The organism is Stenotrophomonas sp. 3diitr2024 (assembly GCF_042136455.1).
Classification (GTDB): domain Bacteria; phylum Pseudomonadota; class Gammaproteobacteria; order Xanthomonadales; family Xanthomonadaceae; genus Stenotrophomonas; species Stenotrophomonas sepilia.
Genome location: NZ_JBHHMJ010000511.1, coordinates 1 through 23,377, shown reverse-complemented (window position 1 = coordinate 23,377; position 23,377 = coordinate 1). Strand labels below are relative to the sequence as shown.

The 23,377-nt window shown below is 66.6% G+C and carries 23 protein-coding genes; 14 read left to right on the top strand and 9 right to left on the bottom strand.

All coding sequences use genetic code 11. The features are described 5' to 3' along the window. Positions 1-66: 66 nt before the first annotated feature. The 3 genes from ABGA94_RS13070 to ABGA94_RS13060 all read right to left on the bottom strand — a co-directional run bounded on the left by ABGA94_RS13070 (position 67) and on the right by ABGA94_RS13060 (position 2,836). Entirely contained in the window at positions 67-756 is a 690-nt protein-coding gene (locus ABGA94_RS13070; protein ID WP_014038544.1) for a methionine ABC transporter permease, read from the bottom strand. Continuing rightward, positions 753-1,760 carry a methionine ABC transporter ATP-binding protein gene (locus ABGA94_RS13065; RefSeq protein WP_005419464.1) on the bottom strand — a complete coding sequence of 336 codons (1,008 nt, stop codon included), beginning with the start codon at positions 1,758-1,760 and terminating at the stop codon, positions 753-755. The genes ABGA94_RS13070 and ABGA94_RS13065 overlap by 4 nt, the downstream gene beginning before the upstream one ends. A gap of 179 nt (positions 1,761-1,939) precedes the next feature. Further along, the gene (locus ABGA94_RS13060; RefSeq protein WP_019660712.1) at positions 1,940-2,836 is read right to left on the bottom strand and encodes a DMT family transporter; all 897 of its coding nucleotides are present in this window, start codon (positions 2,834-2,836) and stop codon (positions 1,940-1,942) included. A gap of 143 nt (positions 2,837-2,979) precedes the next feature. Here ABGA94_RS13060 and ABGA94_RS13055 point away from each other — a divergent pair, with 143 nt between their 5' ends. The 3 genes from ABGA94_RS13055 (at position 2,980) to ABGA94_RS13045 (ending at position 4,929) form a co-directional block, all read left to right on the top strand. Continuing rightward, entirely contained in the window at positions 2,980-3,462 is a 483-nt protein-coding gene (locus tag ABGA94_RS13055; RefSeq protein WP_005419468.1) for a YajQ family cyclic di-GMP-binding protein, read from the top strand. 100 nt (positions 3,463-3,562) lie between these two features. Continuing rightward, positions 3,563-4,129 (top strand): DUF1415 domain-containing protein, encoded by a 567-nt coding sequence (locus tag ABGA94_RS13050; protein WP_033834530.1) that lies wholly within the window; start codon positions 3,563-3,565, stop codon positions 4,127-4,129. Beyond that, the gene (locus tag ABGA94_RS13045; RefSeq protein WP_053497564.1) at positions 4,126-4,929 is read left to right on the top strand and encodes an SDR family oxidoreductase; all 804 of its coding nucleotides are present in this window, start codon (positions 4,126-4,128) and stop codon (positions 4,927-4,929) included. The genes ABGA94_RS13050 and ABGA94_RS13045 overlap by 4 nt, the downstream gene beginning before the upstream one ends. 102 nt (positions 4,930-5,031) lie before the next feature. Here the strand turns inward: ABGA94_RS13045 and ABGA94_RS13040 are convergent, their stop codons facing one another. Beyond that, positions 5,032-7,062, bottom strand: coding sequence for a M3 family metallopeptidase (locus ABGA94_RS13040; protein ID WP_033835682.1), 2,031 nt, complete (start codon positions 7,060-7,062; stop codon positions 5,032-5,034). 165 nt (positions 7,063-7,227) lie between these two features. Here ABGA94_RS13040 and ABGA94_RS13035 point away from each other — a divergent pair, with 165 nt between their 5' ends. Next, positions 7,228-7,632, top strand: a complete 405-nt coding sequence (locus tag ABGA94_RS13035) for a hypothetical protein (protein WP_005419475.1) — start codon at positions 7,228-7,230, stop codon at positions 7,630-7,632. A 161-nt stretch (positions 7,633-7,793) separates the two neighbouring features. On the opposite strand, the gene ABGA94_RS13030 is transcribed toward ABGA94_RS13035, so the two are convergent. Continuing rightward, on the bottom strand, positions 7,794-8,906 hold the full coding sequence (locus tag ABGA94_RS13030; RefSeq protein WP_005419477.1) for a PLP-dependent cysteine synthase family protein: 1,113 nt from the start codon (positions 8,904-8,906) through the stop codon (positions 7,794-7,796). A 125-nt stretch (positions 8,907-9,031) separates the two neighbouring features. Here ABGA94_RS13030 and gloA point away from each other — a divergent pair, with 125 nt between their 5' ends. Together gloA and ABGA94_RS13020 are read left to right on the top strand one after the other, a co-directional pair. After that, complete coding sequence (gene gloA, locus ABGA94_RS13025; RefSeq protein WP_134955650.1) at positions 9,032-9,550, top strand: lactoylglutathione lyase; 519 nt, start codon at positions 9,032-9,034, stop codon at positions 9,548-9,550. 95 nt (positions 9,551-9,645) lie between these two features. Next, complete coding sequence (locus ABGA94_RS13020) at positions 9,646-10,074, top strand: VOC family protein (protein WP_375367480.1); 429 nt, start codon at positions 9,646-9,648, stop codon at positions 10,072-10,074. A gap of 67 nt (positions 10,075-10,141) precedes the next feature. On the opposite strand, the gene ABGA94_RS13015 is transcribed toward ABGA94_RS13020, so the two are convergent. Both ABGA94_RS13015 and glmS read right to left on the bottom strand, forming a co-directional pair. After that, positions 10,142-10,573, bottom strand: a complete 432-nt coding sequence (locus tag ABGA94_RS13015) for a CBS domain-containing protein (protein ID WP_005411115.1) — start codon at positions 10,571-10,573, stop codon at positions 10,142-10,144. Between the two features lie 447 nt (positions 10,574-11,020). Beyond that, positions 11,021-12,859, bottom strand: coding sequence for a glutamine--fructose-6-phosphate transaminase (isomerizing) (glmS, locus tag ABGA94_RS13010; protein WP_375367478.1), 1,839 nt, complete (start codon positions 12,857-12,859; stop codon positions 11,021-11,023). A gap of 203 nt (positions 12,860-13,062) precedes the next feature. Here glmS and ABGA94_RS13005 point away from each other — a divergent pair, with 203 nt between their 5' ends. From ABGA94_RS13005 to ABGA94_RS12975, 7 genes are all read left to right on the top strand, one after another. After that, entirely contained in the window at positions 13,063-14,340 is a 1,278-nt protein-coding gene (locus ABGA94_RS13005) for an efflux RND transporter periplasmic adaptor subunit (protein ID WP_005419485.1), read from the top strand. Between the two features lie 28 nt (positions 14,341-14,368). Further along, entirely contained in the window at positions 14,369-15,091 is a 723-nt protein-coding gene (locus tag ABGA94_RS13000) for an ABC transporter ATP-binding protein (protein WP_005419487.1), read from the top strand. Between the two features lie 10 nt (positions 15,092-15,101). Next, positions 15,102-16,400, top strand: coding sequence for an ABC transporter permease (locus tag ABGA94_RS12995; RefSeq protein WP_005419489.1), 1,299 nt, complete (start codon positions 15,102-15,104; stop codon positions 16,398-16,400). 20 nt (positions 16,401-16,420) lie between these two features. Continuing rightward, positions 16,421-17,638, top strand: coding sequence for an ABC transporter permease (locus ABGA94_RS12990; protein WP_005419491.1), 1,218 nt, complete (start codon positions 16,421-16,423; stop codon positions 17,636-17,638). A gap of 16 nt (positions 17,639-17,654) precedes the next feature. After that, positions 17,655-18,026 carry a PDZ domain-containing protein gene (locus tag ABGA94_RS12985; RefSeq protein WP_095378269.1) on the top strand — a complete coding sequence of 124 codons (372 nt, stop codon included), beginning with the start codon at positions 17,655-17,657 and terminating at the stop codon, positions 18,024-18,026. A gap of 123 nt (positions 18,027-18,149) precedes the next feature. Continuing rightward, positions 18,150-19,496 carry a sigma-54 dependent transcriptional regulator gene (locus ABGA94_RS12980; RefSeq protein WP_134955876.1) on the top strand — a complete coding sequence of 449 codons (1,347 nt, stop codon included), beginning with the start codon at positions 18,150-18,152 and terminating at the stop codon, positions 19,494-19,496. Continuing rightward, positions 19,493-20,845 (top strand): PAS domain-containing sensor histidine kinase, encoded by a 1,353-nt coding sequence (locus ABGA94_RS12975; RefSeq protein ID WP_005419497.1) that lies wholly within the window; start codon positions 19,493-19,495, stop codon positions 20,843-20,845. Before ABGA94_RS12980 ends, ABGA94_RS12975 begins: the two co-directional genes overlap by 4 nt. 68 nt (positions 20,846-20,913) lie before the next feature. On the opposite strand, the gene ABGA94_RS12970 is transcribed toward ABGA94_RS12975, so the two are convergent. Together ABGA94_RS12970 and glmU are read right to left on the bottom strand one after the other, a co-directional pair. Next, positions 20,914-21,447 carry a GNAT family N-acetyltransferase gene (locus ABGA94_RS12970; protein ID WP_053497585.1) on the bottom strand — a complete coding sequence of 178 codons (534 nt, stop codon included), beginning with the start codon at positions 21,445-21,447 and terminating at the stop codon, positions 20,914-20,916. After that, positions 21,416-22,783: a bifunctional UDP-N-acetylglucosamine diphosphorylase/glucosamine-1-phosphate N-acetyltransferase GlmU gene (gene glmU, locus ABGA94_RS12965; RefSeq protein WP_065186211.1), complete on the bottom strand. Its 1,368-nt coding sequence runs from the start codon at positions 22,781-22,783 to the stop codon at positions 21,416-21,418. Before glmU ends, ABGA94_RS12970 begins: the two co-directional genes overlap by 32 nt. 83 nt (positions 22,784-22,866) lie before the next feature. Here glmU and ABGA94_RS12960 point away from each other — a divergent pair, with 83 nt between their 5' ends. Further along, entirely contained in the window at positions 22,867-23,250 is a 384-nt protein-coding gene (locus tag ABGA94_RS12960) for a GtrA family protein (RefSeq protein WP_005419508.1), read from the top strand. Positions 23,251-23,377 lie beyond the last annotated feature (127 nt).

The following is a 23,377-nucleotide window of genomic DNA, read 5'->3' as shown; positions in this document are numbered from 1 at the left end:
CGGCACTACCGTTTCCAGGCATTGGGGTAGAGCCGGCCGCTGGCCGGCTACCAGCAGGCGTAGCGGTTACTTGCGGCTGTAATGCGCGACCAGGCGGTCGCCGAGCATCTGCAGCAGCTGCACCAGGACCAGCAGCAGGACCACGGTGACCAGGGCCACGTCGGTGTGCGAACGCTGGTAGCCGTCGCGGAACGCCAGATCGCCCAGGCCGCCGGAACCGATGGCGCCGCCCATCGCGGTGAAACCGATCAGCGCGACGGTGGTCACCGTCGCACCGGCGATCAGGCCCGGGCGCGCTTCCGGCAGCAACACGCGGGTAACCAGCTGCCAGGTGGTGGCGCCCATTGCCTGGGTCGCTTCGATCACGCCGCGGTCAACCTCGCGCAACGCGGTCTCGACCAGGCGCGCATAGAACGGTGCGGCACCAATAACCAGCGGCACGATCGCACCACGCACGCCCAGCGACGTCCCCATCAGGAACAGGGTGACCGGAATCAGCACGATCATCAGAATGATGAAAGGCACTGAACGCAGCAGGTTCACCACCAGCGCCAGCACGCCATAGGCGAACGGCCGGCGCTTCATCTGCGGTGCGCCGAACAGGTACAGCAGCACACCCAGCGGCAGGCCGATGGCCAGGGTCAGCGGCAGCGAACCGAGCAGCATCAGCAGGGTGTCGATGGTGGCCTGGCCGATGTCGGCCCACTTGCCCGCATCCAGGTGGCGGAAGAAGCCGCCGGCAGTAGCGATGATCATCGACGCAGTTCCTCAACATGCACGCCGGCGGCCACGAACGCGGCCTGCGCGGCGGACTGGTCACCGCCCACCAGGGCGACCACCAGCTGGCCATACGGGGTGTCCTTGATCCGGTCGATGCGGCCGGACAGGATGTTGTAGTCGACCCCGGTCTGCCGCGCGACACTGCCGAGCAGGGGTTCGTAGGTGTCGCCACCGAGGAAGGTCAGGCGCACGATACGGCCGCCAACGGCATCGAAATCACGGTGCAGCGCCCCCTCGTCCACATGCTCCGACTCACTGACGAAACGGCGGGTGGTCGGATGCTGCGGGTGCAGGAACACCCGGGTGACCGGACCGGTTTCGACCATCTGGCCGGCATCGAGCACCGCAACGCGGTCGCAGACACGGCGGATCACGTCCATCTCGTGGGTGATCAGCACAATGGTCAGGCCGAGCTCGCGATTGATCTTTGACAGCAGCGACAGCACCGAAGCGGTGGTCTGCGGATCGAGCGCACTGGTGGCCTCGTCGCACAGCAGGATCTGTGGACGGGTCGCCAGCGCGCGGGCGATACCGACGCGCTGCTTCTGGCCACCGGACAGCTGCGCCGGATACTTCTGCGCATGCGCTTCCAGGCCCACGGTCTGCAGCAGCTCGGCCACACGCGCGTCGATTTCCGCCTTCGGCGTGCCGGCCAGTTCCAGCGGAAAGGCGACATTGCCCGCCACCGTGCGCGACGACAGCAGATTGAAATGCTGGAAGATCATGCCGATGCGCCGGCGCAGCGCGCGCAGGCCGTCCGCGTCCAGCGCGGTGACATCCTCACCACCAATCAGCAGCCGGCCACCGCTGGGTTCTTCCAGGCGGTTGATCATGCGGATCAGGGTCGACTTGCCGGCGCCGGAATGGCCGATGATGCCGAAAACCTCACCGGCCTCGATGGTCAGGTCCAACGGTTGCAGCGCGCTGATCTCGCGGCCGGCAACGGCATAGGATTTGTGCAGGCGCTGGAACTCGATCACGGGCGTGGCTCACCGGCTGGGTGACGGAAGGGGGCGTGCAGCCTACCAGCGCAGGCGGTCGCGCGCCCGCGCCATGGGCCAGAATGTTATTCCTTTTGGTTCTAACGTACCTGCTCCGGCGCGGGTTCCGGGGTCGGATCCCCGCAGGGGCTCTGACCCCGCTTCCCGGCCAAACCGGTTCAGGGATGATCCAGCGGCTTCGGTGGTTCCTGCCGGTTGACCCGCTCGCGGTGCAGCAGGTAAAGCCCCGAAGCCACGATGATCGCCGCGCCCACCCAGGTATAGCCATCGGGCAGCTGGCCCCAGAAGGCCAGGTCCCAACCGATCACCCAGACCAGCCCGCTGTACTCCAACGGCGCGATCATCGAGGCCTCGCCCAGCTGGAAGGCCCTGGTCAGGGCGATCTGGCCCAGCGCCCCGGCCAGGCCCATGCCACCGATCAGCGGCGCATGTGCCAGCTGCAGTGGCACCCAGCCGGGAAGGGCCAGCAGCCCGGCACCGATGGCCATGATCACCAGGAACCAGACCACCATCGACTGCGAGGTATCGGTGCGGGTCAACAGGCTGACCGTGATCGCGGCTACGGCATAGGCGGTGGCCGCGGCCAGCACCATCAGCCCCGGCACCGAGATGAAGCCATCGACGCCCGGCCGCAGCACCACCAGTACACCGACCAGGCCAATCCCGATGGCGACCCAGCGCCGTGGCCCGACCCGCTCGCCCAGCAGCGGCACCGACAATGCGGCGATCAGCAGCGGGGCAACGAAATAGATGGTGTAGGCAGTGGACAGCGGCAGGTCGCGCAGGGCGAACACGAAGCAGCCGATCATCGCCATGCCCAGCGCACCACGCAGCAGGTGCAGCCCCCAGCGGCGCGGCACCAGCGAACGTGGCCCGGCGCTGGCCAGCACCCAGACCAGCACGAACGGCAACGAGGCCGCGCCGCGCAGGAAGGTTACTTCCAGGGTGGGGTAGCTGGCCGACAGCTGCTTCATGCCAGCATCCATCAGCGAGAAGCAGGCGACCGCAGCGACCATCCAGGCCACCGCGCGAGAGGGGGAGCGTTGCACGTTCATGGCCCATTATCGCCCGGTCGTCGCATTCTGTAGAGCTTGGCCGCTCTTCAAAAAGCAGCCGAGCGTGAGCTCGGTTCTGCAAACGGCGGGCATGGGGCCCTCGCGATAGAATGGCTGCCACTGAATCCTGCGGAGCATCGCCCATGCCTTCCTTCGACGTCGTGTCCGAAGTCGACACCCACGAACTGACCAACGCCATCGACCAGGCCAACCGCGAACTGGCCACCCGCTTCGATTTCAAGGGCGTGGATGCCAAGTTCGAACGCGATGGCGATGTGATCAACCAGTTCGCGCCGACCGAATTCCAGCTCAAGCAGATGAACGACATCCTGCGTGCACGCCTGGCCGCGCGCGGCATCGATGTGCTCAGCCTCGAATTCGGCGACATCGAGACCAACCTGGCCCAGGCCCGGCAGAAGATCACCGTCAAGCAGGGCATCGAGCAGAAGATCGCCAAGAAGATCGCCGCTGCGCTGAAGGAAGCCAAGCTGAAGGTTGAAAGCCAGATCAATGGCGACAAGCTGCGCGTGCAGGGCAAGAAGCGCGACGACCTGCAGGACGCCATCGCCGTGCTCAAGGCCGGCAAGTTCGAGTTGCCGCTGCAGTTCAACAATTTCCGCGATTGATCTGCCTGCCGGGCATGGCCCGGCGCCGGTACCTGCGGTACGACGGCGCGTTGCCAGCGACGCGCCTACAATGTCCGCCCCGCCAGCCGACGTGCCCGCCATGACCGACGCCCAACTGCCCACCGAGGACCCGATCGCCGCCACCCGCCTGTGGCTGGAACGCATCGTCATCGGCCTGAACCTGTGCCCGTTCGCCAAGGCGGTCTACGTGAAGGATCAGGTCCGCATCGTGCTCAGCGATGCGACCACGACGGAAGCCCTGGTTGAGCAGCTGGCCGAGGAACTGGTCCTGCTGCGCGATACGCCGGCCGAGCAGATCGATACCACGCTGATCGTGCATCCGCAGGTGCTGACCGATTTCCTCGACTACAACGACTTCCTCGACAACGCCGACGCGGCGATCGAGGCGCTGGACCTGCAGGGCATCCTGCAGGTGGCCAGCTTCCATCCGGATTACCAGTTCGAGGGCGTGGCTGCCGACGACGCCAGCAACTACACCAACCGCGCGCCCTTCCCCACCCTGCACCTGCTGCGCGAAGACAGCGTGGCGCGCGCGGTGGACGTCTATCCGGATCCGGACGTGATCGTCGAGCGCAACATCCAGACCCTGGACCGCATCGGCGTGGACGGCTGGCATCGCCGCCTGCGTGGCGAAGACCTGTCGTGAGCACGGTACCGCCGATTGCCGCTTGGCCGGCCGCGCCGCTGTCGGGCAAGGTGGTGCTGGTCACCGGCGGTGCCAACGGCATCGGCCGTGGCATCGCGCAGGCCGTGCTCGGCGCCGGTGGCCGCGTGCTGATCGGCGACCTCGACATGGAGGCCGGCGAGGCGTGCCTGGCGGAATGGCAGCGTGGTGAGGATGCCGTGTTCCAGCGCCTGGATATCACCGACGAAGCCAGCGTGCGCGCCTTCATCGCCGTGGCCCTGCAGCGTTTCGGCCGCATCGACGGGCTGGTCAACAACGCGGGGATTGCTAGCCCGCACGGCACGCTGCTGCAGGACATGGACTGGGACGAGTGGCAGCGCCGGCTGTCTTCGCTGCACGGCGCGTTCCTGTGCAGCAAGCATGCGTTGCCGGCACTGACCGCCAGCGCCGCCGGTGCGATCATCAACATCGCCTCGACCCGCGCCTGGCAATCCGAAGCACACAGCGAAGCCTATGCCGCAGCCAAGGGCGGGCTGGTGGCCTTCACCCATGCGCTGGCGATCAGCAGCGGCCCGGCGGTGCGGGTGAACAGCATCAGTCCCGGCTGGATCGGCACCTGCGAGTGGCAGGCACCCTCACGGCGACACGCACCGGAGTATTCGGCCACCGACCATGCGCAACACCCGGTCGGCCGCGTCGGCCAGCCGGAGGACATCGGTGCGTTGGCCGTATACCTGCTGTCATCACTGTCCGGTTTCAGTACCGGCCAGGATTTCATCGTCGACGGCGGCATGACCCGGAAGATGATCTACGCCGAATGACCCGCCACCGGTAGTGCCGGCCGCTGGCCGGCATTCCGGTAGATCCACGCCATGCGTGGATGGCAGTGAAGTGCCAACCAAGGTTGGCACCTACCCGACGCCTTACGCCATGCCCGAGTGGCGAAGCAGCGCATCGATCTGCGGAGCACGGCCGCGGAAGGCCTTGAAGTTGTCCGCCGCCGGGCGGCTGCCACCGCGCGACAGGATCTCATCACGGAAGCGTGCACCGGTTTCAGCCAGTGCCTGCGGCGCTTCCTCGAAAGCGGCATAGGCGTCGGCGCTGAGTACCTCGGCCCACTTGTAGCTGTAGTAACCCGCGGCGTAACCGCCCGCAAAGATGTGGCTGAACTGGTGCGGGAAGCGGTTCCAGGCCGGCGGGTGGTTCACCGCCACTTCCGCGCGCACGCGGTCCAACAGTGCCAGCACGCTGTCCTGCGCTGGTTCGAACTGGCTGTGCAGCAGCATGTCGAACAGGCCGAACTCCAGCTGGCGGACGGTGGCCATGCCGCTGTGGAAGTTGCGCGCGGCCAGCATGCGCTCGTACAGCGCGCGCGGCAGCGGCTCGCCACTGTCCACGTGCGCGGTCATCGCCTGCAGGTGATCCCATTCCCAGCAGAAGTTCTCCATGAACTGGCTGGGCAGCTCCACCGCATCCCATTCCACGCCGTTGATGCCGGCGACGCCCAGTTCGCCGATGCGGGTCAGCAGCTGGTGCAGGCCGTGGCCCATCTCATGGAACAGCGTGGTCACTTCGTTGTGGCTGAAGGTGGCCGGCTTGCCGTTGGCACCGCGGCCGAAGTTGCACACCAGGTAAACCAGCGGCGTCTGCACGCTGCCGTCGGTGCGCACGCGACGGTTGCGGCAATCATCCATCCACGCCCCGCCGCGCTTGCCCTCGCGGGCGTACAGGTCCAGGTAGAACTGGCCAACCAGCGCACCCTGCGCATCGACCAACCGGAAGAAGCGCACATCCTCGTGCCACACCGGCGCGCTGTCCTCCTGCACGCGCAGGCCGTACAGCTGCTCGATCACCGAGAACAGGCCGCCCAGTACCTTCGGCTCGGTGAAATACTGCTTCACCTCCTGCTCGGAATAGCTGTAACGCGCCTGCTTCAGGCGGTCGGCGGCGAAGGCCAGGTCCCAGGCCTGCAGGCTGTCGATGCCGAGCTGTTCGCGCGCGAACTGCTCCAGCTCGGCGCGGTCCCTGGCGGCGAACGGCTTGGCGCGCGCGGCCAGGTCACGCAGGAAACCGAGCACTTCGGCCGGGTCCTGCGCCATCTTGGTCGCCACCGAGTAATGGCCGTACGAATCGAAGCCGAGCAACGCAGCCAGTTCGGCGCGCAGGGCAAGGATGCGGTCGATGTTGCCGCTGTTGTCCAGTGCGTCATCGCCGAATTCGGACGCACGCTGGGCGCTGGCGCGGTACAGGATCTCGCGAAGGTCGCGGTCCTCGCCCCAGGTCTGCACCGGCAGGTAGCACGGCATCTGCAGGGTCAGTTTCCAGCCGGCCTTGCCGTCCTTCTGTGCTGCGGCATGCGCGGCGGCCTTCACGTCTTCCGGCAGGCCCTTCAGCCGCGCTTCGTCTTCGATGATCAGCGACCAGGCATCGGTAGCGTCGAGCACGTTCTGCGAGAACTTCGCCGACAGCGCCGACAGTTCTTCCTTGATCGCAGCAAAACGCTGCTGCGCCTCGGGCGCCAGCTCGGCGCCGCCCAGGCGGAAGTCGCGCAGGGTGTTGTCCAGCACCTTGCGCTGGGCTTCATCGAAATGCGCCGCCTCCGGGCTGGCGGCCAGTGCCTGGTACTGGCGGTAAAGCGCCAGGTTCTGCCCCAGCACACTGGCGAAGCGGGTCACCCGCGGCAGGTTGCTGTTGTAGGCCTCGCGCAGCTCCGGGGTGTTGACCACGCCCTGCAGGTGGCCGACCAGGCCCCAGGCGCGCCACAGGCGCTCGGTGGCATCGTCCAGCGGGGTCACGAAGGTCTGCCAGGTGACCGGCTGCACCTGCTCGGCTGCGCTGACGGCGGCTTCGGCCTCGGCCAGCAGCACATCCAGCGCCGGCGCCACGTGCTCGGGGCGGATCGCCTCGAAGCGCGGCAGGCCGGAAAAATCGAGCAGGGGGTTGGCAACGGTCACGGCAGGTCTCCAGAGTACGGGCCCGGCAGGCGGGCAGCCCGGTAGATATGGCGCTGCCAGGCATCGCTGACAAGGGGGCACGGCATTCACATCGGCCTTACGCGCGCCCCCCGAAGCTCTGGGTGCGGGGGAGTCCGCAGCGGCACGTACCGAACGAGGCCCCACATGGAAGGTCTGGCTGCAGTTGCATCCGCCTCACCGGCGCGGTCGCTGGCACTGTCTGCCAGCGCGGCCGAACTGGCCTGGATCGCCGCGCTGTGCGATGCCGGCGACGACGCCCCGCGCCACCTGCAGCAGTTGCAGGCGGTGCTGCAGCAGGGCGGCACGTTCAATGAAAGCCAGGAGTGGTACCCGTTCGAAGTAGTCGAGCGCGGCGCCAGCCAGCTGCAGCTGGGCCATGAGCGCGAGTTCGTGATTTGCGTGTTGCTGTGGTTGCAGGCATTGGCCCAGGGCCGCGCCAGCATCCTGGATCCCACCCTGCACCTGGATGACCGTGCGATGGACATCGAGGCGTTGCCCGATGCACTGCGCGACGCGGTGCTCGACGCCTTCACCGCGGCGGGATATTGAGACGCCCCGGCGACCGGGTAGAGTCGACTTTCGCGCGCAGCGCGGGATTTTCGCGACCTGAACGTAGAGCAGTCGACTAACAGTCGACTCTACCAATCGACGCACGCCTCTGCGGTGCCCCCTGGCATCGCCGGCATGGCCCGGCGAGAGCGTCGTCCATGCTACAGCGCTTCCAGGCTGCACCACGGCAGCTCGGGCAACCCCTGCCCGGCCACCGCCGCGGCCAGCTGTGCATCGGCGCCGTCGACATCGATGCCCTGGCGCAGGTACCACGCCGGGTCGTAATAGCTCTGCGCGTAGCGTTCGCCGCTGTCGCACAGGATGCTGACGATGCTGCCCTGGTGGCCCGCCTCGCGCATCCATTGCGCGGCCTGCAGCACGCCGATGAAGTTGGTGCCGGTGGAGCCACCGACGCGGCGGCCGAGCTGGCGGCTGACATGGCGCATCGCGGCCAGGCTCAGCGCGTCGGGTACCTTGACCATCGCATCGACGCTGGTCGGGATGAAGCTCGGCTCCACCCGTGGCCGGCCGATGCCCTCCACGCGCGAACCACCACTGCAGGTCAGGTCGCGCCAGTCCTGTCCACCGGCCACAGCGGCCCGGTAGCCGTCGAAGAACACCGACACTTCCGGGTCCGCGCACAGGATGCGGGTATCGTGGCGGCGGTAGCTGACATAGCGGCCCAGGGTGGCGGCGGTACCGCCGGTGCCGGGGCTGCACACGATCCATTCCGGAACCGGGCTGGGCTCTTCGGCCATCTGCTTGAAGATGGACTCGGCGATGTTGTTGTTGGCACGCCAGTCGGTCGCGCGCTCAGCGTAGGTGAACTGGTCCATGAAGTGGCCACCGGTTTCACGGGCCAGCTTTTCCGAATCACAGTTGAGGTCGCAGGCACGTTCGACCAGGTGGCAGCGGCCGCCTTGGAACTCGATCGCGGCGATCTTTTCAGGCGAGGTGGTGGCCGGGATCACTGCAATGAACGGCAGGCCGAGCAGGCGCGCGAAATAGGCTTCGGACACCGCCGTCGAGCCGCTGGACGCTTCGATCACCGGGCGCCCTTCGCGCAGCCAGCCATTGGCCAGCGCATACAGGAACAGCGAGCGCGCCAGCCGGTGCTTGAGGCTGCCGGTGGGATGGCTCGACTCATCCTTCAGGTACACATCGATGCCCTCGAACCCGGGCAGCGCCAGCGGGATCAGGTGGGTATCGGCGGAGCGGTTGAAATCGGCTTCAATCTTGCGGATGGCGGCGGCCACCCATTCACGCTGCGACATGGCGGGCAATCGTTGTCAGGACGGAACGGTGCGATCCGGCCATTGTACGTCGCGGTACCGTCAGGTGCTGGCCGGTAGAATGCCCCCATCCGGCCGGCAACGGCCCTGTCTGAAGGACCTCCCCCATGACCATTCCCGCCCTGCGCGATGTCCCCGGCGTCGCCGCCCAGGCCCCGGCCGAAACCACCGGCTTCGTGTTCAACCACACCATGCTGCGGGTGAAGGACATCACCGCCTCGCTGGACTTCTACACCCGCGTGCTCGGCTACCAGCTGATCGACAAGCGCGACTTCCCGGAGGCCCAGTTCAGCCTGTACTTCCTGGCCTACGTCCCTGCCGGCGTGGTGGTACCGGAAGACGACAGCCAGCGCCGCGTGTGGATGGCCGGCCTGCCGGGCGTGCTGGAACTGACCCATAACCACGGCACCGAAACCCAGGACGGTGCGGTCTATCACGACGGCAACAGCGACCCGCGCGGCTTCGGCCACATCTGCGTGTCGGTGCCGGACATCGAGGCGGCCTGCCAGCGCTTCGAGGACCTCGGGGTAACCTTCCAGAAGCGACTGACCGACGGCCGCATGAAGAACCTGGCCTTCATCAAGGACCCGGACGGCTACTGGGTCGAGATCATCGCCAACGTCTGACCCCGAAAAGGGGACGGAGGGGATTAAGCCGTTTCTGGCACTATTGTGCTGGAAGCGACTTAATCCCCTCCGTCCCCTTTTTCTGTGAGGTTCGTATGGAAACGATGGAACTGCACCGTGGCCGCCTGATCGACCACATCCAGCTGGTGGTGCGTGACCTGCCCGCCAGCCGCCGCTTCTACCAGGCAGTGTTCGATACGGTCGGCATCCCACTGGGCGGCGAAGGGCCAGACTTCTTCTGGGCCGACGAGCTGTTCATTTCCAGTGCCAGCAGCCGTGCCGCCGCCGGCCAGCTGACCGGCCGCCACCATCTCGCCTTCCAGGCCCGCGACAGCGCCACCGTTGATGCCTTCCACACTGCCGCGATCGCCGCCGGCGGTACCGACAATGGCGCGCCAGGCGAACGCCCCTACCACCCGGGCTACTACGGCGCCTTCGTGCTCGACCCCGATGGCAACAACATCGAAGTGGTCTACCACGGTCCGGCCCGCTACAGCGCCGATTCGGTGAAGGTCACGTTCTGATATCACCGATGCCGTGAACGAAGAAGCCGGGCAATGCCCGGCTTCTCTGCTTCCAGCGCTGCGGCCCTCAGTGGGCGGCCATGTAAATGTCCTGCAGCACCGCCTTTTCCAGTTCCAGCTCGCCCAGCAGGTTCTTCACGATATCGCCCAGGCTGAGGATGCCGACCAGGCGAGTGCCTTCAGTGACCATCAGGTGACGGCGCCGCGAGTACGTCATCAACGACATGGCCTGTTTCAGCGTGGCTTCCGGCGCAATGCCCTCCAGACCGGTGGACGGCAGGCTGGAAATCACCCGGCGGCCGGCCTGCGGGCCGTCGTCGGCCAGGGTGCGCACGATGTCCTTCTCGGAAATGATGCCGACCGGGGCATCGTCCTTCATCACCACCAGCGCAGCGATCCTGTTCGCGCTCATCTTGTGGGCGGCGGCACCGATCGTGTCTTCGGCATCGATGGTGATGACAGCTTCTTTCTTGGATTGCAGGAGTTCGCGGACGTTCATTCTTGTTTCCTGGTGCAGGTCACTGAAGTCAAAAAAGTGTGCTCTTCCGATACGCCCCCTCCCCGGGAACAGACCTTTCAGCGCACGTATGGCGCACCCGGCTGCCGCTTGGAATGGCTCGGCAGACGACGTGCTGCAACGCGAACGAGGCGGGTTCAACGACTCAACCCGAACCTCGACCAGATCGATTCTACGACTGCGACCCTCGGTCACTACCGGCATCGATAGGACAGTTCGTCGTGGGAACCAACTGACGATCCAGAGAATGGCACCGCGGCTGAAACCGCCGCTGAATACAGGCGATGCCGCGCATTAAAGAATGATTGCCTGCTGCCGACGACGGACAGAACGCCCGGCGGCTGTCCCACTTCGTACTGCCTCCGGCACAAACGAAAGGGGCCTCGCAGGCCCCTTTCGCATGCAGCATCCCACAGCTCCGGGAATGCCTTACTCCACCGTCACGCTCTTGGCCAGGTTGCGCGGCTTGTCCACGTCGGTGCCGCGTGCCAGCGCGGTGTGGTAGGCCAGCAGCTGCACCGGGATGGTGTGCACGATCGGGCTGAGCACGCCCGCATGGCGCGGCGTGCGGATCACATGTACGCCTTCGGACTCATTGAAGTTGCTGTCCTGGTCGGCGAACACGAACAGCTCGCCACCACGCGCACGCACTTCCTGCATGTTCGACTTCACCTTCTCCAGCAGGCTGTCGTTCGGCGCGATCACCACCACCGGCATGTGCTCGTCCACCAGCGCCAGCGGACCATGCTTCAGCTCACCGGCCGGGTAGGCCTCGGCGTGGATGTAGGAGATTTCCTTGAGCTTGAGCGCGCCTTCCAGCGCGATCGGGTAATGCAGGCCGCGGCCAAGGAACAATGCGCTGCTCTTGCGCGCGAAACGCTCGGCCCAGGCGGCGATCTGTGGCTCCATGTTCAGCGCGTGCTGCACGCTGCCCGGCAGGAAGCGCAGCTGTTCCAGATAGTCCGCTTCCTGCGCCGCGTCGATGCGGCCATGCAGCTTGCCCAGCACCATGGTCAACTGGAACAGTGCGGCCAGCTGGGTGGTGAAGGCCTTGGTCGAGGCCACGCCGATCTCGGCGCCGGCGCGGGTGTAGCAGACCAGTTCGCTGGCGCGCGGAATCGCACTTTCCGGCACGTTGCAGATCGACAGCGTGTGCTTGTGGCCCAGCGATTTGGCGTACTTCAGCGCTTCCATCGTATCCAGCGTTTCGCCGGACTGCGAGATGGTCACGATCAGATGCTTGGGGTTCGCGTAGGCCGCGCGATAGCGGTACTCGCTGGCGATTTCCACGCTGCACGGCAGGCCGGCGATGGCCTCGATCCAGTAGCGCGCGGTCAGGCCCGAGTAGTAGCTGGTGCCGCAGGCGATGATCTGCACGCCTTCGATGCCCGACAGCACCGCTTCGGCGTTCTTGCCGAACAGCCCGGCCGGGAAACCACCGGCATCGATCGCCGCCTCGATGGTGTCGCCCAGCGCGCGCGGCTGCTCGTGGATTTCCTTCTGCATGAAGTGGCGGTACGGGCCCAGCTCCAGCGATGCCAGCGACACGTCGGACAGGTGCACATCGCGCTCGACCGGCTGGTCGTGCTCGTCGAAGATGCGCACGCCATCACGCCGGATCTCGGCGGTGTCGCCCTCTTCCAGGAAGATCACCTTGCGCGTGGCCGAGATCACGGCCGAGACGTCGGAGGCGACGAAGTTCTCGCCCTCGCCCAGGCCGACCAGCAGCGGGCAGCCCATGCGCGCGCAGACGAAGCGCTCCGGCTCGGCGCGGCTGACCACGGCCAGCGCGTAGGCACCGGTCAGCTCCTTCACCGTGTGCTGCAGCGCCACCAGCAGGTCGTCGCCGCCCTTCAGATGATGGTGGATCAGGTGCGCGATGACCTCGGTGTCGGTCTGCGATTCAAACGTGTAGCCCAGCGCGCGCAGCTTCTCGCGCTGCTCTTCGTGGTTCTCGATGATGCCGTTGTGCACCAGCGCCACACCGTGGCTGATGTGCGGATGTGCATTGGCCTCGGTGACACCGCCGTGGGTGGCCCAGCGGGTGTGGCCGATGCCCAGCACCGCATTGAAGCCCTCGGCCTCGGCCGCCGTGGCCATTTCCGACACTCGACCGGTACGACGGACGCGACGGACTTCGGGGCGCTCGGCGTGGTCGATCACTGCGATGCCCGAGGAGTCGTAACCACGGTACTCGAGCCGCTTCAGGCCTTCGATCAGTACCGGCACCACATCGCGATCAGCGATTGCACCCACGATTCCACACATGTCACGCGATTCCTTGGAGACGATCGGCGCATTCTAGCCCGCCTGCCTGGCTTCCCCCTCCTGTCCGCTTAATGAAAGTGTCCGGAAAGGTGTCCGCGGACACCCGGACACTCCCCCGAAATCCCCAACCCCTTGACCTGAAAGGAAATAAGGTTGGCACGCTACGTGCTTGGTATTGGCTACCACCGTCAGGCACGCACCCGATGATCCGCGACACTTCCGCACAGGACCAGATCGTTTCCTCCGCCCCGGCCGGCACCACCCGCGCCAGCTGGCATCGCTACCGCTGGCCGGCGCTGGGCGCCATTGCGCTGCTCGCCGGCATCGGCTGGGCGGTCCATGCCTGGTCCAATGCCAGCCGCTCCTTCGACAGCAGCCGCGTGCGCATCGCCGAGGTGAAGCGGGGCGACCTGGTCCGTGACATCGCCGCCGACGGCCGCGTGATCGCCGCCAACAGCCCGATCCTGTACGCGATCTCGGCCGGTACCGTGGACCTGAAGGTCGTCGCCGGTGACGTGGTCAAGAAGGGCCAGGAGCTGGCGATCATCGACAGCCCGGAACTGCGCAGCAAGCTGGCCCAGGAACAGGCAACGCTGGCCGGCCTGGAAGCCGAGGCCAGCCGCGCCGCGCTGGACGCGACCCTGGCCCGTGCCAAGTCACGCAAGGAAACCGACCAGGCCACCATCGAACGCCAGGCCGCCGACCGCGACCTGCAGCGCTACCAGCGCGGCTACGACGGCGGTGCGGTGCCGCAGATCGACCTGGCCAAGGCGAAGGACTCACTGAAGAAGGCCGACATCACCCTGGCCAACGCCACCACCGACGCGCGCCTGCAGAGCCAGGGCGCCGACCTGGATGCCCGCAACAAGCGCCTGCTGGCCGACCGCCAGAAGGCCGTGGTGGCCGAAGTGCAGCGCCAGGTCGATGCACTGACCCTGCGCGCCCCGTTCGATGGCCAGGTCGGCCAGGTCCAGGCGGTGCAGTCCACCAACCTAGCCGCCAACGCGCCGGTGCTGGGCGTGGTCGACCTGTCCAAGTTCGAGGTCGAGATCAAGGTGCCGGAGAGCTTCGCCCGCGACCTGGCGATCGGCATGCCGGCCCAGCTGACCGGCGGCAACGGCCAGCCGTTCCCGGGCGAGATCAGCGCGGTATCACCGGAAGTCGTCAACGGCGAGGTCAACGCCCGCGTGCGCTTCGCCAGCGCGCAGCCGGAAGGCCTGCGCCAGAGCCAGCGGATGTCGGTGCGCGTGCTGCTCGATACCCGCAAGAACGTGCTGAAGGTCGAGCGCGGCCCGTTCGTCGAACAGGGCAACGGCATGGCCTACGTGATGGATGGCCGCACCGCCGTGCGCCGCCCGGTGGAACTGGGCGTCAGCAGCCTGGGCGAAGTGGAAATCAAGTCGGGTGTGCAGCCGGGCGACCGCATCGTGGTCTCCGGCAGCGACCTGTTCAAGGACGCCGAACGCGTCTCCGTCAACTGATACCTGAATCCTGGAGAGAGGACACCCCATGTACATGCTCGAAATGCGTTCGGTCGCCAAGGTCTTCCGCACCGAACAGGTGGAAACCCACGCGTTGCGCTCCCTGGAACTGCAGGTCAAGGAAGGCGAGTTCGTCGCCGTCACCGGCCCGTCCGGTTCCGGCAAGACCACCTTCCTCAACATCGCCGGCCTGCTGGAAACCTTCACCAGCGGCACCTACATGCTCGACGGCCAGGACGTGAGCACGCTGGGCGATGATGCGCGCAGCCGCCTGCGCAACCAGAAGATCGGCTTCATCTTCCAGGGCTTCAACCTGATCCCCGACCTCAACCTGTTCGACAACGTCGACGTGCCGCTGCGCTATCGGAAGATGAGCGCCAACGAACGCCGCGAACGCATCGAGAAGGCGCTGACCCAGGTCGGCCTGGGCTCGCGCATGAAGCACTACCCGAATGAGCTGTCCGGCGGTCAGCAGCAGCGTGCGGCGATCGCGCGTGCACTGGCCGGCAGCCCGCGCCTGCTGCTGGCCGACGAACCGACCGGCAACCTGGATACGCAGATGGCGCGTGGCGTGATGGAACTGCTGGAGGAGATCAATGCCGCCGGCACCACCATCGTAATGGTCACCCACGACCCGGAACTGGCCGCGCGTGCGCAGCGCAACGTGCACATCGTCGACGGCCAGGTCACCGACCTGGTGCGCGAGCCGGTGCTGGCCACGCCGCGCCACATCGTCGCCGTCAACGAGTGAGGGCATTCCCATGTTCGCCTACTACGCCCGATTGGCGGTACGCAGTTTCCGCCGCAACAAGGTCCTGACTGCGCTGATGGTGGTGGCCATCGCCCTCGGCATCGGTGCCTCGATGACCACCCTGACCGTGTTCCACGTGCTGTCCGGCGACCCGATCCCCGGCAAGAGTGACCGGCTGTTCTATGTGCAGCTCGATGCCGCGACCGGCGCCTATGTCGCGGGCGAGGAGCCGGAAACACAGTTGACCCGCTTCGACGGTGAAGCCCTGCTGCGCGAAGCCAAGGGCGAGCGCCAGGCGCTGATGAGCGGCGGCGGCGGCACCATCGAACCGGACAACAGCACCCTCAAGCCCTTCAGCATCGACACCCGCTGGACCTCGGCCGATTTCTTCCCGATGTTCGAGGTGCCCATGCAGTACGGCCGCCCGTGGACGCGCGAGGACGACGAAGGCCGCGCACGCGTGGTGGTCATCTCCAAGGCGCTCAACGACAAGCTTTACCAGGGCGCCAACAGCGTAGGCCGCGACCTGCGCATGGAAGGCCAGAGCTACCGCATCGTCGGCGTGATGAAGGAGTGGAGCCCGGAGCCGCACTTCTACGACCTGACCACCGGCAGCTACGGCAAGAACGAGGACCTGCTGCTGCCGATTTCCACGTCCTTCGACCTGAAACTGGGCAGCAACGGCAACATGAACTGCTTCGGCGAAAATCCCGACGGCAACAGCTACTCGCTCAATGCGCCGTGCGCGTGGCTGCAGTACTGGGTGGAGATGGACCCGGCCAAGGCCGCCGACTACCGCCGCTACCTGGAGAACTATTCGAGCCAGCAGCGCCAGGCCGGCCGCTTCAAGCACCCGCCGAACGTGCGCCTGCGCACCGTGATGGAATGGCTGGACTTCAACGGCGCGGTGCCCAGCGATGTGCGCCTGCAGCTGTGGCTGGCACTGGGTTTCCTGGGGGTCTGCCTGGTCAACACGGTGGGCCTGCTGCTGGCCAAGTTCCTGCGCCGCAGTGGTGAGATCGGCGTGCGCCGCGCACTCGGTGCCAGCCGTGGCCAGATCTTCCTGCAGTGCCTGGTGGAAGCCGGCGCGGTCGGCGTCGTCGGGGGCGTGCTGGGCATCGGCCTGGCCCTGCTGGGCCTGTTCGCGGTGCGCCAGCAACCGGTGGAGTACGCAAAGCTGGCCCACCTGGACGGCAACATGCTGCTGCTTGCGCTGGGCTTGACCCTGTTCGCCAGCCTTGCCGCCGGTTTCCTGCCTGCCTGGCGCGCCATGCAGGTCACTCCGGCCATCCAGCTCAAGTCGCAGTAAGCACCCGAACGAGGACTCCCATGGACATCCGCCCCATCCTCAGCACGCTGCGCCGGCACAAGACTGCCGCTGCCCTGATCGTGCTGGAAGTCGCACTGACCTGCGCCATCGTCTGCAACGCGCTGTTCCTGGTCAGCCAGCGCGTGGAGAAGATCAGCATGCCCAGCGGCATCGCCGAGAACGAACTGGTGATGCTCCGCGTCAGCGGCATCGGCAAGCAGACCGATGCCATGGCCCGCACCCGTGAGGACCTGGCGTCATTGCGTGCGCTTCCCGGCGTCAGCAACGTCACCATCATCAACCAGGTGCCTTTCCGCAACGGCTCGTCCAGCAGCAGCATCTCGCGGGAGATCGACCAGGAACGGCCGACCACCAACGCCTCGATGTACACCCTGTCCGAGAACGGGCTGGCCACGATGGGCATCAACCTGATCGCCGGCCGCGATTTCCTGCCCGGCGAGTACCAGAACTTCGAAGACGCCAGCAAGGGGGGCGCCAAGGAAAACGCCATCCCGGTCATCCTCACCCAGGCCACCGCCGCCAAGATGGAACCCAACGGCAGCGCGCTGGGCAAGACCTACTACATGGGCAAGCAGCCGCTGCATGTGGTCGGCATCGTCGACACGCTGAGCACGCCCAACGGCTGGAATGACAACTGGACGAACTCCATGCTGCTGCCCATGCGGCGCACCTTCGACGAGGGTGGCACCTATGTGCTGCGCACTTCGCCGGAACGCCGCCAGGAGGTGCTTGACGCGGGGGCTGCTGTACTGGAGCGCAATGACCCCAACCGGCTGATGCGCGACAAGCTGACCTATGAAGACCAGCGCAAGGACTTCTTCAAGAACGACCGCGCGATGGTTGGCCTGCTGATCACCGTCAGCGTCTCGCTGCTGGTGGTCACGGCACTGGGCATCATAGGCCTGGCCAGCTTCTGGGTGCAGCAGCGCAGCAAGCAGATCGGCATTCGCCGTGCGCTGGGCGCCACCCGCGGCCAGATCCTGCGCTACTTCCAGACCGAGAACTTCCTGCTGGCCTCGCTGGGGATCGTGCTGGGCATGCTGGCAGCCTACGCGATCAACCTGGCACTGATGAACCTCTACGAGCTGCCACGCATGCCCCTGTACTACCTGCCGCTGGGCGCGCTTCTGCTGTGGGTGCTGGGCCAGATCGCGGTGTTCGGGCCGGCCCGGCGCGCGGCAGCGGTCCCGCCCGCAGTCGCCACGCGGGGCGCGTGAGGTGCGTGCCTGCCGAATGCTGTTGATGGCACTGCTGCCACTGCCGGCGCTGGCCGGCGGTGGCAGCTCGCAGACGCTGGAATGGCGCCAGGATGATGCCCGCCTGGCGCTCCGTTCGACCGAGGGCCAGGTACGGGTGGAAGCCGTGCGTCCGGAAGCCCGCTTCGGCGTGCGCAGCGGCGACCGCATCCTGCGCTTGGACGATACGGCCGTGCGGCGGATCGAGCATCTTGCCGATGCACTGCGGCATTCCAGTGCCCCGACTGCGTACCTGTTGCTGCGCCGCGACAAACGCGAGCTCACCGTCCCGGTGGACGCCACTTCGTGGCGGCTGGCGCTGGCCGCTCCGCCACCGCCGGCACCACCGCCTCCACCAGCGCGGCGCTGAAACCAGCCCGCCCTCGTCGCCACGGCTTTGGCTATGCTTGATGGGTGGCGCCGGGCTCTCCCGGCGTATGGATACGAACACGGCTCCATCGGCGCCGCCCATCCCTTTCTGCAGAACTGCTTGATGCCTTCGATCCTGATCATCGACGACAACGCCAGCGTGGGCACCGCGCTGGACGTGCTGTTCTCCCTGCATGACATCGACACCCTGCAGGCGCAGAGCCCGGCCGAAGGACTGGCCCTGCTCGAGTCGCAGCCGGTCGACCTGGTGATCCAGGACATGAATTTCAGCGAGGACACCACCTCTGGCGAAGAAGGCGAAGACCTGTTCGCACAGATCCGCGCACGCCACCCGGACCTGCCGGTGATCCTGCTCACCGCCTGGACCCACCTGAGCAGTGCGGTGGACCTGGTCAAGGCCGGTGCCGCCGACTACCTGGCCAAGCCCTGGGACGACCGCAAGCTGCTGACCACGGTCAACAACCTGCTCGAGCTGTCCGAGGCGCGGCGCGAGCTGGACCGCCGCCGCAGCCGTGAGCTGCGCCAGCGCAATGCGCTGGAAGAAAAGTACGAGCTGTGTGGTGCGGTCTTCGCCGATCCGGCCAGCGAGCGCGTCATTGCCCTGGCCTGCCAGGTCGCGCGCTCCGACCTGCCGGTGCTGATCACCGGTCCCAATGGTGCCGGCAAGGAGAAGATCGCGCAGATCATCCAGGCCAACTCGCTGGTGGCCAAGGGCCCGTTCATCACGGTCAACTGCGGCGCCCTGCCCTCGGAACTGATCGAGGCCGAACTGTTCGGTGCCGAAGCCGGCGCATATACCGGCGCCAACAAGGCACGCGAGGGCAAGTTCGAAGCCGCCGACGGCGGAACGCTGTTCCTGGATGAGATCGGCAACCTGTCGCTGGGCGGCCAGATGAAGCTCCTGCGTGTGCTGGAAACAGGGCGCTTCGAGCGTCTTGGCTCCAATCGCGAGCGCCAGGTCAAAGTCCGTGTGGTCAGCGCGACCAATGCCGACCTGCCGGCGATGATCCGCGACGGCACCTTCCGCGAAGACCTGTACTACCGCCTCAATACGGTGGAATTGGTACTGCCACCATTGGCCGAGCGCCCGGGCGACATCGTGCCCCTGGCCGAGCGCTTCCTGACCGCCGGCAAGCCACTTTCCAGCGCCGCCACCGCGGCCTTGCAACGGCACCCCTGGCCCGGCAACGTGCGCGAACTGCGCAACGTGATCCAGCGGGCCGAGCTGCTGGCGACCGGCAACCGCATCGAAGTGGCCGACCTGAACCTGCCGCGTGCCGCACCTGCACCGCGACCGGCAGCCAGTGCCGGCAATGATCCTGACCGTGCGCGCATCGAGGATGTGCTGGCGCGCAACCACGGCGTCATCGCCCAGGCCGCCGCCGAACTCGGCCTGAGCCGCCAGGCACTGTACCGGCGCATGGACCGGCACGGCATCCCACGCGAATGAAACGGCGCTCGTTCACCTTCCGCCTGTTCCTGCGCCTGCTGCCGGTGCTGGCGCTGGCCGCCGCGTTGCCGTGGTTGCTGGCCTACTGGATGGACCATGGATGGGTGGTGACCACGGTGTCGGCGCTGATCCTGCTGTCGCTGATGTGGTGGACCCTGCGCCGTGCAACCGCGCCGGTACGTTCATTGATGCGCGCCTTGGCCGGCACCACCAGCAGCTACCGCGACGGTGAGTACAACTTCGGTGTGTACTGGCCAGGCAACGACGAACTGGGTGACCTGGTGCAGGCGCACCGCGAACTGGGCGACGTGCTGCGCGAGCAGCGGCAAGGCCTGGTGCAGCGCGAACTGCTGCTGGACACCATGGTACAGAACACCCCGGTGGCGATGCTGCTGATTGCTTCCGGCGGCGATGGCATCGCCCGCGTGGTGTTCTCCAACCTGGCCGCGCGCAAGCTGCTGCATGGCGGCTGGAAGCTGGAAGGCCAGCGCCTGGAAGAGGTGCTGGAACAGGTGCCGGTGGAGCTGCGCGATGCCATCGCCCGTGGCGGCGACAGCCTGTTCGCGGTGCATGCGGAAGGCGAAGACGGCGATGAGGACGACGAACAGGTCTATCACCTCTCACGCCGATCTTTCCAGCTCAACGGCCGCCCGCACGACCTGCTGCTGGTACGCCTGCTCACCGCCGAACTGCGCCGCCAGGAAGTGCAGACGTGGAAGAAGGTGATCCGGGTGATCAGCCACGAGCTCAACAACTCGCTGGCGCCGATCGCCTCGCTGGCCCATTCCGGCGGCGTGCTGGTACAGCGCGAGCGCTTCGATCGGCTGCCGGAGATCTTCACCACCATCGAAGACCGCGCGCGCCACCTGGAAGGCTTCATCCGTGGCTATGCGCGCTTCGCCAAGCTGCCGCAACCGCAACTGCAGACCGTGCACTGGGCGCCCTTCCTGTCCAGCCTGCGCCAGCAGATTCCGTTCAGCATGGAACGTGAACCGGACGAGGAACTGAGCAGCCGGATCGACATCGCGCAGTTCGGGCAGGCGCTGTTGAACCTGCTGAAGAACGCGCATGAAGCCTGTGCCGAAGCCGATCCGCCCAATGATGACGTGCAGGTGCAGCTGACGCGGTTGCCGCAATGGCTGCGCCTGGATGTGCTGGACCGTGGCAAGGGCATGAACGAGCAGGTGCTGCAGAACGCGCTGATGCCGTTCTATTCGACCAAGCGCAACGGTACCGGGTTGGGACTGGCACTGACCCGCGAGATCGTGGAGGCGCACGGTGGGCGGGTGTCGCTGCAGAACCGCGGTGATGGCGGGCTGTGCGTGTCGATCCTGTTGCCGGTGGGGTGAGTTGCCGACTTGGCTCGGTCTGTCAGTAGAGCCACGCCATGCGTGGATTTGCCGACCAGGGTCGGCACCTACCAGACCTGCCGCATCGCCACCCGCAGATGCATTGGAAATCCCAGCGCGGCCTCTTCGGCCATCACCGCGCGCAGGCCCTCGCTCCACTGCGCCTCGGGCACTACCTCGAACCCTTCGCTGGCGTAGAAGGCTGCATTCCACGGCACATCGCTCAAGGTGGTCAGCACCGCTGCAGCAAAGCCGGTGGCCCTGGCCTGCGCCAAGGCATGCCGCAGCAATGCACGGCCATGGCCACGACGCGCGTGCGCTGGATCCACATCCATCTGCAGGACATGGAACTCGCCTGCCAGGTCGCCGGCCAGCAGGTAGCCGGCAACACCGCCGGCGGCGCCATCCACCACCCACAGCTGCCCACGCTCAAGGCCTTCCTGCAGCGTCGGCAGGTCCAGGCCGTGGCTGGCAAACACCGGATAGGCCTCGTGACCCCTCAGCAGTTCGCCGGCACGTTGTTCGATCGCCGGCAGCACACCCAGCTCATCGGTGCGCGGAACCCGTGGCTCAGGACTTCTTGACCGGGCGCTTCCAGCCATCGATGGTTTCCTGTCGTGCACGTGCCAGCGTCAGCTTGCCGTCCGGCGCGGTGCGGGTGATGACCGACCCGGCAGCGATGGTCGCGCCCTCGCCGATGGTGATCGGTGCCACCAGCGAGCTGTTGGAGCCGATGAAGGCGTTGTCGCCGATGGTGGTGGTCGACTTGTTCACGCCATCGTAGTTGCAGGTGATGGTGCCGGCACCGATGTTCACCCTGCTGCCGATCACCGCGTCACCCAGGTAGGTGAGATGGTTGGCCTTGCTGCCGACGCCGAGGGTGACCTTCTTGGTTTCGACGAAGTTGCCGACGTGTACGCCATCGGCCAGCACGGTACCCGGCCGCAAGCGTGCGAACGGGCCGATCTGCGCGGCACCTTCGGTCACCACGCCTTCCAGGTCGCAATGCGCGCGCACTTCGGTGCCGGGCCCCAGGTTGACGTCCTTCAGCCGGTTGAACGGGCCTACGGTAACGCCGTCACCGAGCACGACGTTGCCTTCAAGAACAACGTCGACATCGATCAGTACATCGCTGCCCACGGTGACGGTGCCACGGATATCCAGTCGTGCCGGGTCACGCACGCGCGCGCCCTGAGCGCACAGTGCACGCACCGCACGCCGCTGCCAGGCGCGCTCCAGCTGCGACAGCTGCCATGGATCATTCGCCCCCTCGGCCTCCTGTGCATCGGCGACCAGGGCCATCTCGGCCGGGGTGTACTCATGCGCGGCGAACGCGAACACATCGGTAAGGTAGTACTCGCCCTGCGCATTGCTGTTGGACAGCTGCGACAACCAGCGGCGCAGCGCGGTCGACTCTGCGGCGATGATGCCGGTGTTGATCGTGCGCACGCGCAGCTGGTCGTCGGTGGCGTCCTTCTGCTCGACGATGGAGCCCACCTTGCCCTCTGCATCGCGCAGCACCCGGCCGTAACCGGTCGGGTCATCGACATCGGCCACCAGCACTGCCAGCCGCCCCGGCTGCGCCAGCAGGTCGCGCAGGGTCTGCGCGCGGATCAGCGGCACATCGCCATACAGCACCAGCACCTGCGCGGCATCGGGCACCTGCGGCATTGCCTGCGCCACTGCGTGGCCGGTACCGAGCTGCTGGACCTGTTCGGCCCACTGCAGGTCGGGCTGGCCGGCGAAGTACTGACGCACCGCCTCGCCACCATGGCCGTAAACCACGTGGATGGCCGCCGGCTGCAGCTCGCGGGCCGTATCGATCACGTGCGCCAGCATCGGCTGGCCGGCGATCGGCTGCAGCACCTTCGGCAGCACCGACTTCATGCGCTTGCCGGCGCCGGCGGCGAGGATGATGACGTGCAGGGCTTGGGTCATGGGAGCAGCAGTCCGTAGTTCGTTGCCGGTGATTCTAGAGCGTGGGCCGTTAACATGGGCATCCCTCCTCCTTCACCACGCCGATGAGCCTGCTCCGCCAGGGAAGCACCTACCTCGTGATCGGGCTCGTGCAGCTGCTGGTCGATTGGCTGGTGTTCGTGGTCGCCACCGCGCTGGGCATGCCGGTCGCGCCGGCCAACATCGCCGGTCGCCTGGCCGGCATGCTGCTGGGCTTCTGGCTCAACGGCCGCTACACCTTTGCCGAGGCCGGCACCCGCAAGCTGGGATGGAAGCGCTTTGCACGTTTCTTCGGGCTGTGGCTGCTGCTGACGGCGACGAGCACGCTGCTGGTCAGCCTGGTCGACCAGGCGCTGGGCCTGCAATTCACGTGGCTGGCCAAGCCGCTGGTGGAAGGCGGGCTGGCATGCGTGTCGTTCCTGTTGATGCGCTACGTAGTGTATCGCTGAGACGAGGCGGGAATCGGGATGCCGGATTGGGGGCGGGAACCGGAACGGTAGAGTCGACTGTCAGTCGACTGCTCTTCCGTGAGGTCGCGAAAATCCCGAGCTGCGCGCGGTAGTCGACTGACAGTCG

Bases quoted from the DNA above. Each gene is read 5' to 3' on its own strand.
- ABGA94_RS13070 (WP_014038544.1), bottom strand. From the start codon at position 756: ATGATCATCGCTACTGCCGGCGGCTTCTTCCGCCACCTGGATGCGGGC.
- ABGA94_RS13060 (WP_019660712.1), bottom strand. From the start codon at position 2,836: ATGAACGTGCAACGCTCCCCCTCTCGCGCGGTGGCCTGGATGGTCGCT.
- ABGA94_RS13055 (WP_005419468.1), top strand. From the start codon at position 2,980: ATGCCTTCCTTCGACGTCGTGTCCGAAGTCGACACCCACGAACTGACC.
- ABGA94_RS13050 (WP_033834530.1), top strand. From the start codon at position 3,563: ATGACCGACGCCCAACTGCCCACCGAGGACCCGATCGCCGCCACCCGC.
- ABGA94_RS13035 (WP_005419475.1), top strand. From the start codon at position 7,228: ATGGAAGGTCTGGCTGCAGTTGCATCCGCCTCACCGGCGCGGTCGCTG.
- ABGA94_RS13030 (WP_005419477.1), bottom strand. From the start codon at position 8,906: ATGTCGCAGCGTGAATGGGTGGCCGCCGCCATCCGCAAGATTGAAGCC.
- gloA (WP_134955650.1), top strand. From the start codon at position 9,032: ATGACCATTCCCGCCCTGCGCGATGTCCCCGGCGTCGCCGCCCAGGCC.
- ABGA94_RS13020 (WP_375367480.1), top strand. From the start codon at position 9,646: ATGGAAACGATGGAACTGCACCGTGGCCGCCTGATCGACCACATCCAG.
- ABGA94_RS13015 (WP_005411115.1), bottom strand. From the start codon at position 10,573: ATGAACGTCCGCGAACTCCTGCAATCCAAGAAAGAAGCTGTCATCACC.
- glmS (WP_375367478.1), bottom strand. From the start codon at position 12,859: ATGTGTGGAATCGTGGGTGCAATCGCTGATCGCGATGTGGTGCCGGTA.
- ABGA94_RS13005 (WP_005419485.1), top strand. From the start codon at position 13,063: ATGATCCGCGACACTTCCGCACAGGACCAGATCGTTTCCTCCGCCCCG.
- ABGA94_RS13000 (WP_005419487.1), top strand. From the start codon at position 14,369: ATGTACATGCTCGAAATGCGTTCGGTCGCCAAGGTCTTCCGCACCGAA.
- ABGA94_RS12995 (WP_005419489.1), top strand. From the start codon at position 15,102: ATGTTCGCCTACTACGCCCGATTGGCGGTACGCAGTTTCCGCCGCAAC.
- ABGA94_RS12990 (WP_005419491.1), top strand. From the start codon at position 16,421: ATGGACATCCGCCCCATCCTCAGCACGCTGCGCCGGCACAAGACTGCC.
- ABGA94_RS12985 (WP_095378269.1), top strand. From the start codon at position 17,655: ATGCTGTTGATGGCACTGCTGCCACTGCCGGCGCTGGCCGGCGGTGGC.
- ABGA94_RS12980 (WP_134955876.1), top strand. From the start codon at position 18,150: ATGCCTTCGATCCTGATCATCGACGACAACGCCAGCGTGGGCACCGCG.
- ABGA94_RS12975 (WP_005419497.1), top strand. From the start codon at position 19,493: ATGAAACGGCGCTCGTTCACCTTCCGCCTGTTCCTGCGCCTGCTGCCG.
- ABGA94_RS12970 (WP_053497585.1), bottom strand. From the start codon at position 21,447: ATGGCTGGAAGCGCCCGGTCAAGAAGTCCTGAGCCACGGGTTCCGCGC.
- glmU (WP_065186211.1), bottom strand. From the start codon at position 22,783: ATGACCCAAGCCCTGCACGTCATCATCCTCGCCGCCGGCGCCGGCAAG.
- ABGA94_RS12960 (WP_005419508.1), top strand. From the start codon at position 22,867: ATGAGCCTGCTCCGCCAGGGAAGCACCTACCTCGTGATCGGGCTCGTG.